Below are 13,972 nucleotides of genomic sequence, written 5' to 3' on the forward strand. Positions count from 1 at the left end.
CTGCATTAAATTAATACCTATTGACAGGGTATTGGGAGATCCTAACTCATCTAGATAAATTCGCTGTACCTGGTCACTATTTAATAAAGTCCGATGGGTTCTACTATCCCTTGGTTCTAAACTACGTGAGGGGAAGATCACTACACCATACCAGTCGTCATTCTGATTTTGAACGAGTGGTTTTAGAGGAAATTTATCAAGGGGGATATAAATTACCCGATACGGCGCAAAAGTTCATCCCTGAAGCTGACTGTAAACCAGATTTTGTTTATGAGCAAGAGGCGATCGCAATTTTCTGTGATGGCTCTGTTCATGATAGCCCTGAGCAAAAAAGACAGGACCAAATTCAGCGGGATAATCTCAAATACAATACTGCTTATCAAGTTGTAACTCTGCGCTATGATCAGGATTGGCGGGAAAAATTGAATATTTTGCCCAGGTTTTAGGGGGTTTGCTCACGGTTTTAAATCCCGGAATTTCTTTAACCAATTGTTGATATGATGGGGTGGTTTGAGGCAAAACATGAGATAGATGATTCCTATTAGTGATCATATTCGGCTGCGTCATCCACCAATTGTTATTTATTGGCTCATTGGTATTAACATTGCTATATTTCTCTGGCAAATAAAACTAGGAATAACCGGGGAATTAGCATCTTTTATTGATAGCTGGGGTTTGATTCCCGCTCAGATTAGTGGTGCAATTACCCATGCTATCTATTTAAATCCAGCTGCTTGGGTGGTTGTTTTTTGGCGTTTACCTTCCCTCTTCTTAGCCATGTTTCTCCATGGTAGTATTAGTCAAATTGTCGGGAATCTCATATTTTTATGGGTTTTTGGTAAAACCTTGTCGAGTGTCATTGGTTATAAACGTGTCCTAGCTTTGTATCTAGGAGGGGGGATACTCACGGGAATAGCACAAATTATTTTAGAACCGAGTTTGACAGTACCATTAATTGGCGCAAATGGGGCGATCGCCACTATCTTAGGAGCCTACCTCAGCAAGTTTCCCCAAGCTAAAATTGATACTATCATGCCCCTGTTAATCTTATACATACCAGTAGAATTACCAGCCTATTCTTACCTATTTTGGTGGTTTATACAACAGCTATTTTATGGCATTGGCAGCTTAAACATAACTGCATCCGATGTCAACTCAGGTAACTTCTCCTTCTGGGTACAATTACTAGGATTATGTCTTGGCGCTGCTGCAATTAGATACTATGAATCATCCTCTAAATCATAGGTAATGGGCGAAAATTGTTCATCTGAGTGACCCACAGGCGTGAGCCTGTGGGCTGAACCTATTTCTCGCCGTCGTTTTTAGCCTCTGGGGACTTCTTTTTGATAATAGTTTTGGGTAGATTACTGCTGGGCTTGGTATCAACCTTTTTGGATACTGGCGGTACTGTGGTTTGATTTTTTCTAGATTCCTGCAGCGCCGTAGCTTTATCCTTTTTAGATGCTTTGAGAAATCTAGGTGCGGTTTCTTGGGGTGGCGCTAATAGGGCCACAAAACCGAAGACATTACGCCCAGGCAGAAATTTGGCTTTCAATGAGACAAATACCGCATGTCCTTGGTCTTCTTTTTCAGCTTTGGGATTAAATCGGAAAGGTCTAACCGGTGAGTCCTTCCAGAATAAGGGTAGATGGCTAGCCTTCATAAATTTGACTTTTTTACTGGCCTCCGCTTGTTTAATATATTCAAGTCTTTCGCGAGTAAAATTGCGGAAAACAGAAATACAGGGGGTTTGACAGACGGGGATAAATTGCCATAGTCCTGAGAATTTAAACTCGTTGTCTTCTAGCTCCGCCGAAACTGTCTGTTTTTCTCGCCCTCTGTCAAAGCCAACTAGCTGAAAAGTGACGCTATGGGGTTGATCTCTACGGGGAAAATGAATGACTTTAGGATAAACAACCAACCTAAAAGTACGGTTTCCAGTAGTTTCTATTTCTTTAATCAGAGCATCAAATACTTTGCGTTTTTGGGGAATATAAAAAAGTGGGTAATCACAATTACTAATAGTAACAGTGTTTTTACCATCTTCATTCAGGTTGACATCTCCAACAATTACCCCGATAGCTTGAAAGATTGCTTCAGGTTCTTCAATCTCTACCTGATTTTCAGTATCGATACTTACTTCTTCAGCTTCAGGTGCGGGTTGTTGAGTTTCAGCCTCATTAATTCCATTGGGGGTAGGTTCATTAGATGACATAATTGTTAGTTTTTTTGTACAAGCAATAATTTTTTTGAGATACTATAGGCGGCATGTGACAGGCTGATAAAATCCCATAAGTACACACTAAAGAATATGAAGTCCAGGTGACTAGACTACCCTGAGTCAGGAGTTAGGGTTATGGGAGTTTCTCGCCTAGACAAAAACTAGCTCATGCTCACACCAACTCACTACTATTAAGCTAATGACTTCTCTGTGTCAAGGTTATATAGCATTTCCCATGGTCGTGATGGACAAATTTTTTTAGTTTGACGGAACAGGGAACACACCGAACAGGGAATAGGGAATTGGTGTGTACTTCATGAGCCTGAAAAAGGCTTTAGCTAATTTAGTTACCTAATAAACTATGATAAATAACTATTTTCGCAATCATATCAGGACAATGGCTAGCTATGTCCCCAGCGAACAACCCCAACCCGGACTAGAGATAATTAAACTTAATAGTAACGAAAATCCTTATCCTCCTTCACCGGTGGTGCTAGACCTGCTGAAGAATATTAACGGGGAATGGTTACGACGTTATCCAGAACCTTTAGGCGGAGAGTTCCGGCGAGCCGCAAGTAAGGTTTTGGGTGTTCCCCATGATTGGATTATTGTCGGTAATGGTAGTGATGAGGTTTTGAACCTAGTAGTTAGAGCCTGCGCTGAACCCGGGAGAAAGGTAGTTTACCCTATACCAACTTATGTACTATATGTGACCTTAGTACAAATACAGGGGGCAGAAATTATTCAGATTCCCTATGGAGAAGATGACAGATTCCCCCTGGAAGAACTAATTACCGCTGACGGAAATGTGACATTCATCGCATCCCCTAATAGTCCCTCGGGGTGTATTGTCCCCATGGAAGACCTGAGAAAGCTAGCAAGCCGATTATCTGGGGTTTTGGTCATTGATGAAGCATATGTAGATTTTGCACAGGAGAATGCACTGGCTTTGGTGAAGGAATATGATAATGTAGTTGTGGTTCGCACACTTTCTAAGGGTTACTCCTTAGCAGGATTACGTCTAGGCTTCGGGGTGGCAAATCCTCGCTTACTCGATGGGTTGTTTAAGGTGAAGGATAGCTATAACATTGATGCGATCGCCTGCGCATTGGGAGCCGCAGCTATAACAGATCAAGCTTATAAAAATGCTTGTGTAGCCAAGGTGAAAGGATCACGTACTAAACTAGCCACGGACTTAAAACAATTAGGTTTTCAGGTAGGGGATTCCCAGACTAACTTTTTATTAGTACAACCCCTCCAAGAAAATGCTCAATTCCTCTATCAACGGCTCAAAGAACGACAGATTTTAGTACGCTACTTTCCACACCCAGGACTGGATCATAAGTTACGCATTACCGTGGGTACAGACCAACAAAATCAAGTTTTAGTAGAGGCGCTCCGTCAAATTTGTTCCTAGTTAGGTTTTATTACATACTACAAACTGTGAAAATAGTCAATCACAGCCTGGGCGATCGCTTCATTACCATCTTTAGCTAAAGGTTGAGATTGCTGGGGTTGCTGGGGTTCTTGACGCAAAAAATCCCAATTACCGCTAAAAAATTCCTGGGAAGTGATAATTTGATGGTGATGATAATTCACAATCCCTGCTAACAGAAAATTAGCTTCCGCGAAGTCATCCCGGGGAATGGTCACCAAAGGTATATCAAGTTTTGTCGCTTCCGCAAAAGTGCCATAACCAGGTTTAGAAACCACACGCCCACAAATAGGACTAAAATCTACTGGGCGGTATTTGGAACCGCTAACCTTTCTAACATTAGGTAAGTCTGGGGCAGATTGATCATAGATCACAAATTGCCAATCTGGAAAATTTCGTAAATTTTCGTAAGGTATTTTTTCTAACCCCAAACCGCCGAAGGTGACTAAGATGGTTTTTGATTTGGGCGCAGTAATTCGCCAAGTAGCGCGCACTTCCTCGGCAGAGTAACGAGGATAACCACCAGTTAAGCCCACATCAGTAATATTACTAAAAGATGACATCGGCTCGTGAAAAGGCAAACGAAACAAGCGATCGCATTGAGAGTAACATTCACTAATCCAATCCGCAATGGTGATAAATTCACCCCCCCAATGTCGGTAAATCAAGTCCCAACCAAAATTACTCATCATCCAACAGGGAATATTTGCGGCTTTAGCAAATAAAGGAGCTAAAAAAGGAATATCTGCTAAAATTAAATTCACCCGGTTTTGGCGGATAAAATTGACTTCTGAGGCAATTAGGGAATTTTGACGCTGTTGAATATCCCGCAACTGTGCTAAAGTCGCCGGTTTATCCATTGTCAAACTGTCTCCCTGGACTACACCCAAATCAAAAGCCCGGGGACGATGAATAAAATCCCCCTCTATATAGGACTCTAGCAACCACCGGGGGGCGGTGGTGACCAGAATCAATAAAACTTCTGGACATAATTTTTGAATTGTTGATACCACTGAAGCCGTGCGAGTAGCATGACCGAAACCGTGGTTAGTAATTGCTACATATAAAATTGGCCGCATAATTGATAATTGCTAATTACTAATTTAAATTGGGGAAGAGGGACATAAATACAATGCTACCTTTTCCCCACTTCCTCTTACTTAAAGGCTAAACCTTTGTAAAGCCTCTATTAATTGGTCAATTTCTGCTTCTAGGGTCAAATAATGGACAGTGGCGCGGATACAGTCAGGATCAGCAATTGTTCTAGTTAATATTCTTTGTGACTCTAGGAATTGGACTAACTGGAAATGTACCCCCGATTTTTCCTCAGACAGTTGAAAGGAAACTATCCCGCTTTGGGGTGGAGATGTGCGTAAACACCGGATATTGGCTAGGTCTGTTAATCTTCTCCACAGGTATTCACTATGATCACAGATTTGCTCATAACGTTGTTGTGGGGTTCCCCATTGCTGATGAATGGCGATCGCCCCTGTCAAACCAGCATATAATGACGTTGCTGATGTCGATACTTCATATCTTCGCCCATCCGGTTGCCAACTTACCCTTTGACCCTGACTATCTACCACAATGCCACGTAAGCCGATAAATGTGGGTTGTAAATTGTCTCTAACTTCGGGACGGACATATAAACCACCCACACCCCCAGGACCACATAACCATTTATGACCTGTGAAGGCGTAAAAGTCCGCCCCCAATGCGGTTAAATTTAAAGGTAATAAGCCAACAGACTGAGCAGCATCTACCAACACCAAGGAATTATTAGCTCTGCATACTTCTATAATTTTGTCAAGGGGTAAAACTTGTCCTGTATTCCAGAAAACATGACTAAGAACTACTAAGCGGGTATTGGGGCGGAAGTGTTGAGCAACCACCGTTACAGGGTCGCCTGTGTTTAAAGTTTCCTTGAGGGGACAGATAGTAACTTCCACAGCAAACCTACGGGCGATTTCCTGGGAAATCGCAATTACTCCTGGGTGTTCACAGTCCGAGAGTAGCATATGGTCACCCCCACGCCAATCAATACCCCACATGGCAATATTACAGCCAACGGTAACATCTTCTGTGAGGGTAATAGTTTCTGCTGGTGCTTGCAACTCACAAGCCAAAGCTTCCCTAAGATTTTGCTTTGCTTGTGCAACTAGGGCGTAAGCTTGATTACCAAAAGGTCCCGCTTGTTGGGTATCAGCTTCAGCTTGAGTAATGGCATCCATTGCCCCTTGAGGCATTGGCCCCTGTCCACCATAATTAAAATAAATCTTATTTCCCAAAGCGGGAAATTGTGCGCGATGTTGATGTAATTGAGTTTCTCTAGCCAAAATATTTGTCATAAATAGCAATTTTGCTCACAAACCAGTTTACTCTCCGGCTCATGACCAGATTTTTGAAATTCTTGTTAACTTAAAGGAATGTTAATCAATGCTGAACAATTACTGCAATATCAACGCTGCAAACGCCGACCTGTCCTAGATGCTCGGGGCGATAGACCCCAGCGGGATGCTGCTAATGAGTTGCTACTCAAGTTACAACAAGACAAGGCCGCCCATCGTACCAGTATTTTGGCAGAGTTGGGCGATTATTACAAACCAGATTATCCACGAGGAGACTGGGAAGCAGCTCAAGCAGCGACTTTAGAATTAATGCAGCGTGGGGTTGAGTACATTTATCGCGGTGTACTCTTAGCTGAGTACTATGATTTGGTAGCTCCTACTCCTGAAGATGTTTCACTTTCCCCAGAATATACAAAATACACTTTTCTTAGTCGTCCTGATTTACTGGTAAAACAGTCGGGACAATCTCGGTTTGGGGATTGGATGTATGTACCCGTAAATATTGAATTGGGTAAGCGTCCTAAGCAAGAATATCAAGTTGTGGCAGCGTTTCACGCCCAAGTATTGGCTAAGGTACAGGGTATCATACCCGAAAACGCTTGGCTACTGTTGCGGACAAAAAACAGAGATTATGCAGTGGATTTAGATAAATGGATTCCACAAATGCAAAGCATTTTACTAGAGTTTCTCCAGGACTTACAGTTACCCTCACCACCAGAAGTATTTATTTCCCGCCAAAAGTGCAATCTTTGCCACTGGTATAATGACTGTTATCAGGTCGCTCAATCACAGCAACACCTTTCTCTGTTACCAGGGGTAACACCCCTGCGCTACGACCAACTTCAGGCTTTATCTATCACTACCCTAGAATCTCTAGCTCATACTACCCCTGAGACTTTAGAAAACCTTCCTGGTTTTGATGGCGCAGTTGCAGCCAAACTGATATTACAAGCCCAATCTGTACTCCACAGACAACCTTTGATGTTACCCCATGGGTTACCAAAAGAAGATATTCTATTTACCGCTCCTGTAGAGCTTTATTTTGATATTGAAGCCCAGCCAGATTTGGATTTAGATTATTTGTTGGGAATTTTGGTGGTTGACCAGCAAGCCAAGACGGAAAAATTTTATTCCTTTATCGCCGAAAAACCAGAAGAAGAAGAATTAATTTGGCAGCAATTTTTAGATTTGGTTTGGCAATATCCCCAAGCACCAATTTATCATTTTTGCGTCTATGAAGTTGATACTGTCAAACGCCTAGGGAAACTCTACCAAACTCCTAACTCCCTAGTCTATCCTGTTTTGAATCGGTTTGTTGATGTCTATGAACAATTAATTAAAACCGTCGCTTTACCCGTAGAAAGCTATGCACTTAAAGCGATCGCCCGTTGGTTGGGCTTTGAGTGGCGGGAAAAAGAAGCTAGTGGTGCTAAGTGTATTTATTGGTATGACCAATGGTTAGAAACAGGCGATCGCACTTTACTGGAAGTGATTCAAAGTTATAACGAGGATGATTGTCGAGCTACCCGTAATGTTAAGGATTGGCTAGTTACCTTTTTCCAAAATCATACCCATCCCCCACTTCCTTAATTTTACCCATTGAGCTAAACTGCTGCACTTCAATCACCCATGTTCTGCAAAATTTCCTCAATATTTTCTTTTTGTAAATATACTCTCTTCAGCCTCTTGAGTTAACTGGCATAATTAATTACAAGTTCAACATTCCACCGCCTATATATTCTATCAAAACCCAGTGGGAGGGTGAGAACCCCCATAATCAAAATAATATGCAGCTAATTAAAAAACTTTTATCATTCCCTGGAATCATTGCCATTAGTCTGACAATCATCTTAGTCACCACACTGCTGAATAATTCACAATTATACGCCGCCGAAATTAGTCAGATAGAATTTATTGGTGAAGCAATTTTACCTCATAATTCCACCCTGAAAAACAACGCAATTGGCGGTTTATCTGGAATTACTTACGACCCCAACAAAGACGTTTATTATGCTATCTCCGATGACCGGGGAGAAAAAGCACCCGCTCGATTTTATACCCTGAAGATAGACTTGAGTAAAGGTAAACTGCAAAATGGCGATGTTGTTCCCCTGGGTGTGACCACACTTTTAAATCAAGATAATCAACCCTTTCCTCCCGGTGAAACAGATACAGAAGGTATTGCTGTAACTAATCGGGACACTGTATTTATTTGTTCCGAGGGGGATGGGAGACAATCAATTAATCCCTTTATTCAAGAGTTCGGCCTTGATTCGGGTAAATTGCTGACAACATTACCCATACCAAATAAGTTTTTACCAGACAAAAACCGTCAGCAAGGTATCCGCAATAACTTAGCCTTTGAAAGCCTCACCATCACACCTAACCATCAGTATTTATTCACGGCCACAGAAAATGCTCTGATTCAAGATGGACCAGCGACTAAACCTAATGTTGGTACTTCTTCGCGGATTTTACAGTATAATCTCTTGACTAATCTACCAGAAAAGGAATTTTTATACTCAACTGAACCAGTAGGAGAAATGCTCAATCTCACTGGTAGGTTTAGTAGTGGATTACCGGATTTACTAGCATTAGATAACCGCGGACATTTCCTGAGCATAGAACGCTCTTTTACTGGGTTGTTATTTGCTGTTTCTCTATTTGAGGTTTCCCTAGAAGGTGCTGATGATATTCAGAATATTAACAGCCTTTTAGCAGTGGACTCACAGCAAATTAAACCCGCAGAGAAAAAATTGCTCCTAGATTTGACAAGTCTAGATGTAGTCTTAGATAATATCGAAGGTTTAACCTTTGGCCCGGATCTACCTGATGGCTATCGTTCATTGATTTTGATCAGTGATAACAATTTTAATTCATTCCAGCGCAACCAATTTCTGGCTTTTAAAGTTAAGATTGAGTCACCGCTGATGAGACTACTACGCCGGTTAATCAGGCGGTAACAACCCCGGCTAACTAGACGCGCCAAACCAGCCAGAAAAAAAATCAGATTTTTTTGCAAAAAACACTTGACAATTATCTAAATAAGAGGTAACCTGAGAAAGTTGGGAATCAAGGGACTGTAGTTCAACTGGTTAGAGCACCGCCCTGTCACGGCGGAAGTTGCGGGTTCGAGCCCCGTCAGTCCCGTTTGGGTTACGAGCAATAATTTATAAATCCCCTGCAGCATAATATATGTATTTGGGGATGTTTGTCTATGGTGCTGAGTCCTAAAACTGAGGATTTCAGTTTAGATATAAGCTAAATTGATGATGCTTTGTGAAAGAGAGAATTAATTGTGACTGTTAGAGTCCGGATTGCGCCGAGTCCCACGGGGAATTTACATATTGGTACAGCCAGAACCGCTGTGTTTAATTGGCTATTTGCTCGCCACCATGGTGGGAAGTTTATTTTACGAGTTGAAGACACAGACCTAGAGCGATCGCGTCCCGAATATACTGAAAATATTCTGGAAGGTTTTCGCTGGTTGGGGTTAAACTGGGATGAAGGGCCATTTTTCCAATCCCAACGCCTAGATATGTATAAAGAGGCGGTGGAAAAACTTCTAGAACAAGGATTAGCCTATCGTTGCTACACCACCTCAGAAGAACTAGAAGCACTACGAGAAGCCCAAAAAGCCACAAACCAAGCTCCCCGCTACGATAACCGTCACCGCAATCTGACACCAGAACAAGAAGCAGCCTTTAAAGCCCAAGGGCGCAGCTGTGTGATTCGGTTCAAAATTGCTGATGAGCGGGAAATTGTCTGGAATGATCTAGTTAGGGGAACAATGACATGGCGAGGTAGTGACCTTGGTGGTGATATGGTCATCGCCCGCGCTTCAGAAACAGGTATTGGTCAACCACTGTACAACTTTGTGGTTGTAGTTGATGACATAGATATGCAAATTAGTCATGTTATCCGCGGGGAAGACCACATAGCCAACACAGCCAAACAAATTTTGTTATATGAAGCTTTAGGAGGTAAAATTCCCGAATTTGCTCATACACCCCTGATATTAAATATGGAAGGGCGCAAACTTTCCAAACGGGATGGAGTGACTTCTATTTCTGACTTTCAGAAAATGGGCTTCACCTCTGAAGCTTTAGTCAATTACATGACCTTACTGGGGTGGTCGCCACCGGAATCAACGGAGGAAATCTTTACCTTAGAAACCGCGGCTCAACACTTTAGCTTTGAGCGGGTGAACAAAGCGGGAGCCAAATTTGACTGGGCAAAGTTGGATTGGTTAAATAGTCAGTATCTCCATCATATGCCCGTGGAGCAACTGACAGATTTAATCATCCCCTTTTGGGAAGATGCTAAATTTACCTTTGAGGGAGGACGAGAACGCCCCTGGTTAGAGCAGTTAGTCACTTTAATCAGTCAGAGTTTAACTCGTCTCACAGATGCGGTGGAAATGAGTAGACCCTTTTTCACTCAAACAGTAGAATTTACCTCAGAAGCTAGGGAGCAACTACAAAAAGAAGGTTCAGAGGTTGCTATTCAGGGAATTATCGCAGCTTTGGAAAATCACCCCCATCTGTCAGAAACAACCGCCCAAGAAATCATTAAACAAGTGGTAAAAGAGCAAAAACTTAAAAAAGGCTTAGTTATGCGATCGCTCAGAGCGGCCTTAACTGGAGATGTTCATGGACCTGATCTAATTCAATCTTGGTTACTGCTCAATCAGATTAATTTAGACAAACCCCGGTTACAGCAAGCCATGTCCGCCGCCAATTAGGCGCTTTTAGAACAGGGGACAAGAAGATCGGGAGAAATTTTTGATAATTTTCCCTGCTTTTCCCAGTCCCCAGCAGTAAATTTCTCTTATTTTGGGAACTTGCTGTGTAAAATTAGTGTCCACCAAAACCTAATCTTAATGTCGAAAATAGTGATCAACCAAGGGATAAGATTATTCTTGATCATATTTGTACTGGGCACCACATCTGTAATTCAAGCCATAGCCAATGCCCAGGAAACACCACCGATATTTGGGGACATCACTATCAACCGAGAATTTTCTCCAGATCCAGTGAAAGTACGGGGGATGAGTGGGGGTTCACTACCAGCAAGACAAATTGCGGGGCGGTCTCAAACAGCCACTGGTGCATGTACCGGATTTTTCCACCTCACCCCCGGACATACATTAGAGTTAAAAAATAGATTCGAGTATTTGAAATTATTAATACAAAGTCCTCAAGACACCACCATGATTGTCAAAGGACCCGGCGGAACTTGGTGTAATGACGACTTTGATCGCGAAAATCCCGGCATAGTGGGGGAGTGGTTACCCGGAATATACCAAATTTGGGTGGGTTCATACCAAAAAGACAAGTATTTCCCTTATACATTACACATCACCCAAGTTAAGTAAAGACAAGGTGAATACCTACTGGGGAGAGGGGGGAATTCTTTGTTTGAACACATCCACAACTATTGTTTCAAAGCCTCACCGACTTTGAAACAATTTTTTCAGAAATGTTGAAATCCTTGCAATGACAGGGATATAGGGGTTATGGGCATTTTAATTTTCTTTTCGTCGCCTTAGTTTTTCACGCTTGATGCAAAGTTGTATTAAAATTAAGTTAACTTTAATTAAGATACTTTTTGATATCGCCGTTAGTCCCCTATGGCTACAGCGATTTATGATCAAAGATCAAATTAAACAAAATGGCATACCTAACCTAGTCACAGATGATGGCATCATCAGTTTCTACGGAAGGTTAATTGTATTGGCATCTAGAGGCAAATTAAAATGAAATTCTCCTGGCGAGTCGCGGTACTCTGGACATTGCCGGCTTTGGTGATTGGCTTTTTTCTCTGGCAAGGCGCTTTTGCTGGCAATACCGCTGAAATGGGTAAAAATGCAGCTAATACCCGTATGACCTATGGCCGCTTCCTGGAATACCTAGACGCTAACCGTGTTAATAGTGTCGATTTGTATGAAGGTGGCAGAACAGCAATAGTGGAAGCCAGCGATCAAGATATCGAAAATCGTGTGCAACGGTGGCGGGTGGATCTGCCAATTAATTCTCCTGAGTTAATTACCAAGCTCAAAGAGAAAAACATCAGTTTTGATGCCCACCCCATGCGGAATGATGGCGCTATCTGGGGACTGTTGGGAAATTTGGTTTTTCCCATCCTCTTGATTACAGGATTGTTCTTTTTGTTCCGTCGCTCTAGCAATATGCCCGGTGGTCCTGGTCAAGCGATGAACTTTGCTAAATCTAAGGCTCGGTTTCAAATGGAAGCCAAAACAGGGGTGAAATTTGACGACGTAGCAGGTATTGAAGAAGCTAAAGAAGAACTGCAAGAAGTCGTTACTTTCCTCAAACAGCCAGAACGGTTTACCGCTGTGGGCGCACGCATTCCTAAAGGGGTGTTGTTAGTCGGTCCGCCGGGAACTGGTAAAACCTTACTCGCCAAGGCGATCGCCGGGGAAGCTGGTGTACCTTTCTTCAGTATTTCCGGTTCAGAATTTGTAGAAATGTTTGTCGGTGTGGGTGCATCCCGTGTCCGCGATTTATTCAAAAAAGCTAAAGACAACGCTCCCTGTATCATCTTTATTGATGAAATTGACGCAGTAGGAAGACAACGGGGTGCTGGTATTGGTGGCGGTAATGACGAAAGAGAGCAAACCTTAAACCAATTGCTCACGGAGATGGATGGCTTTGAAGGTAACACCGGTATTATTATTATCGCCGCTACCAACCGTCCCGATGTCCTAGACTCAGCATTATTGCGCCCCGGTCGCTTTGACCGCCAAGTTACTGTAGACGCACCAGATATTAAAGGGCGTTTGGAAGTCTTACAAGTCCACTCCCGCAATAAGAAACTTGACCCTACTGTATCTTTAGAAGTCATCGCTCGGCGCACTCCTGGTTTCACAGGTGCGGATTTAGCCAATTTACTCAACGAAGCCGCCATCCTCACCGCCAGAAGACGCAAAGAAGCCATCACCCTCAGTGAAATTGATGATGCAGTAGACCGGGTAGTGGCTGGTATGGAGGGTACTCCTTTAGTAGATAGCAAGAGCAAACGCTTGATTGCTTACCATGAGGTAGGACACGCTTTAGTAGGGACATTGTTAAAAGAACATGACCCCGTACAAAAGGTTACCCTTATCCCCCGTGGACAAGCACAGGGTTTAACTTGGTTTACCCCCAATGAAGAACAAGGTTTAATTTCTCGTTCTCAACTCAAAGCTAGAATTACCGGTGCGTTGGGTGGTCGTGCTGCTGAAGAAGTGGTATTTGGCTCTGCGGAAGTCACAACTGGCGCAGGTGGCGACTTACAGCAGTTATCCGGAATGGCTCGCCAAATGGTGACCCGGTTCGGAATGTCTGACTTAGGTCCGCTGTCTTTGGAAAGCCAACAGGGAGAAGTATTCCTAGGTCGTGATTGGACAACCCGCTCTGATTATTCCGAAGCGATCGCCGCTCGCATTGACTCTCAAGTGCGCAAAATCGCCGAAGATTGCTACGAAAACGCCAAGAAAATTATCCGCGACCACCGCACAGCTTGCGATCGCCTAGTAGATTTACTCATCGAAAAAGAAACCATTGACGGCGAAGAATTCCGCCAAATCGTCGCTGAGTACACTGAAGTACCCGAAAAAGCTCAGTATGTACCACAGCTGTAAAGCTTATAATTGAATTTGACAGCAATGGGGATGGTTAAGACCGTCCCTATTTTTTTTACTCAGATCCCGGACTTTAACTAAACTCCCGTAATTCTCCATGACAGAATTTACCAACTACATCGAAGACCTACAAACCAACATCAAACGCGGTGGAGAACGTAGTCATTACCCCAGCTTAAAACGACTGATTGAAAGTTTAATGATGGGAATTAACGCCACAATTGAAGAAAAAGGTAATCAACAAGGTATTCCCGACTTCACCATCAGAAAAAATGACCGCATCCTAGGATATATAGAAGCTAAAGATATTAATATTGATTTAG

12 protein-coding genes, 1 tRNA gene and 1 pseudogene are annotated in these 13,972 nt (G+C 42.7%); 10 read left to right on the forward strand and 4 right to left on the reverse strand.

The window, feature by feature from the left end:
- Positions 1–177: pseudogene (locus tag NWP21_RS18655) on the reverse strand (DUF2887 domain-containing protein); the annotation flags it as partial.
- On the opposite strand from NWP21_RS18655, the gene NWP21_RS18660 reads away from it, so the two are divergent.
- Together NWP21_RS18660 and NWP21_RS18665 are read left to right on the forward strand one after the other, a co-directional pair.
- Positions 126–446 carry a hypothetical protein gene (locus NWP21_RS18660; protein WP_280793851.1) on the forward strand — a complete coding sequence of 107 codons (321 nt, stop codon included), beginning with the start codon at positions 126–128 and terminating at the stop codon, positions 444–446. The pseudogene NWP21_RS18655 and the gene NWP21_RS18660 sit on opposite strands and share 52 nt — an antisense overlap.
- A gap of 85 nt (positions 447–531) precedes the next feature.
- Positions 532–1,245, forward strand: coding sequence for a rhomboid family intramembrane serine protease (locus NWP21_RS18665; RefSeq protein WP_280793852.1), 714 nt, complete (start codon positions 532–534; stop codon positions 1,243–1,245).
- Between the two features lie 58 nt (positions 1,246–1,303).
- On the opposite strand, the gene NWP21_RS18670 is transcribed toward NWP21_RS18665, so the two are convergent.
- On the reverse strand, positions 1,304–2,215 hold the full coding sequence (locus NWP21_RS18670; protein WP_280793853.1) for a hypothetical protein: 912 nt from the start codon (positions 2,213–2,215) through the stop codon (positions 1,304–1,306).
- 370 nt (positions 2,216–2,585) lie between these two features.
- Here NWP21_RS18670 and hisC point away from each other — a divergent pair, with 370 nt between their 5' ends.
- Complete coding sequence (gene hisC / locus NWP21_RS18675; protein ID WP_280793861.1) at positions 2,586–3,638, forward strand: histidinol-phosphate transaminase; 1,053 nt, start codon at positions 2,586–2,588, stop codon at positions 3,636–3,638.
- 17 nt (positions 3,639–3,655) lie between these two features.
- Here the strand turns inward: hisC and NWP21_RS18680 are convergent, their stop codons facing one another.
- Together NWP21_RS18680 and NWP21_RS18685 are read right to left on the reverse strand one after the other, a co-directional pair.
- Entirely contained in the window at positions 3,656–4,738 is a 1,083-nt protein-coding gene (locus NWP21_RS18680) for a glycosyl transferase (protein ID WP_280793862.1), read from the reverse strand.
- 78 nt (positions 4,739–4,816) lie between these two features.
- Complete coding sequence (locus NWP21_RS18685; protein ID WP_280793854.1) at positions 4,817–6,004, reverse strand: aminotransferase class V-fold PLP-dependent enzyme; 1,188 nt, start codon at positions 6,002–6,004, stop codon at positions 4,817–4,819.
- A 78-nt stretch (positions 6,005–6,082) separates the two neighbouring features.
- Between NWP21_RS18685 and NWP21_RS18690 the strand changes: the two genes are divergently transcribed.
- The 7 genes from NWP21_RS18690 to NWP21_RS18720 form a co-directional block, all read left to right on the forward strand.
- Positions 6,083–7,594 (forward strand): TM0106 family RecB-like putative nuclease, encoded by a 1,512-nt coding sequence (locus tag NWP21_RS18690; protein ID WP_280793855.1) that lies wholly within the window; start codon positions 6,083–6,085, stop codon positions 7,592–7,594.
- A gap of 197 nt (positions 7,595–7,791) precedes the next feature.
- Positions 7,792–8,967 carry an esterase-like activity of phytase family protein gene (locus tag NWP21_RS18695; RefSeq protein ID WP_280793856.1) on the forward strand — a complete coding sequence of 392 codons (1,176 nt, stop codon included), beginning with the start codon at positions 7,792–7,794 and terminating at the stop codon, positions 8,965–8,967.
- Between the two features lie 113 nt (positions 8,968–9,080).
- A tRNA-Asp gene (locus NWP21_RS18700) sits at positions 9,081–9,154 on the forward strand.
- Positions 9,155–9,302: 148 nt separating this feature from the next.
- A complete protein-coding gene (gene gltX / locus NWP21_RS18705; RefSeq protein WP_280793857.1) occupies positions 9,303–10,748 on the forward strand; it encodes a glutamate--tRNA ligase in 1,446 nt (481 codons plus the stop codon).
- Positions 10,749–10,886: 138 nt separating this feature from the next.
- On the forward strand, positions 10,887–11,381 hold the full coding sequence (locus NWP21_RS18710) for a hypothetical protein (protein ID WP_280793858.1): 495 nt from the start codon (positions 10,887–10,889) through the stop codon (positions 11,379–11,381).
- Between the two features lie 381 nt (positions 11,382–11,762).
- A complete protein-coding gene (gene ftsH2, locus NWP21_RS18715) occupies positions 11,763–13,649 on the forward strand; it encodes an ATP-dependent zinc metalloprotease FtsH2 (RefSeq protein ID WP_280793859.1) in 1,887 nt (628 codons plus the stop codon).
- 97 nt (positions 13,650–13,746) lie between these two features.
- Positions 13,747–13,972 (forward strand): hypothetical protein (locus NWP21_RS18720; RefSeq protein WP_280793860.1); only part of this gene is annotated, 226 nt, incomplete at its 3' end.

This window comes from Anabaenopsis sp. FSS-46 (assembly GCF_029891665.1).
Lineage (GTDB): Bacteria > Cyanobacteriota > Cyanobacteriia > Cyanobacteriales > Nostocaceae > Anabaenopsis > Anabaenopsis arnoldii.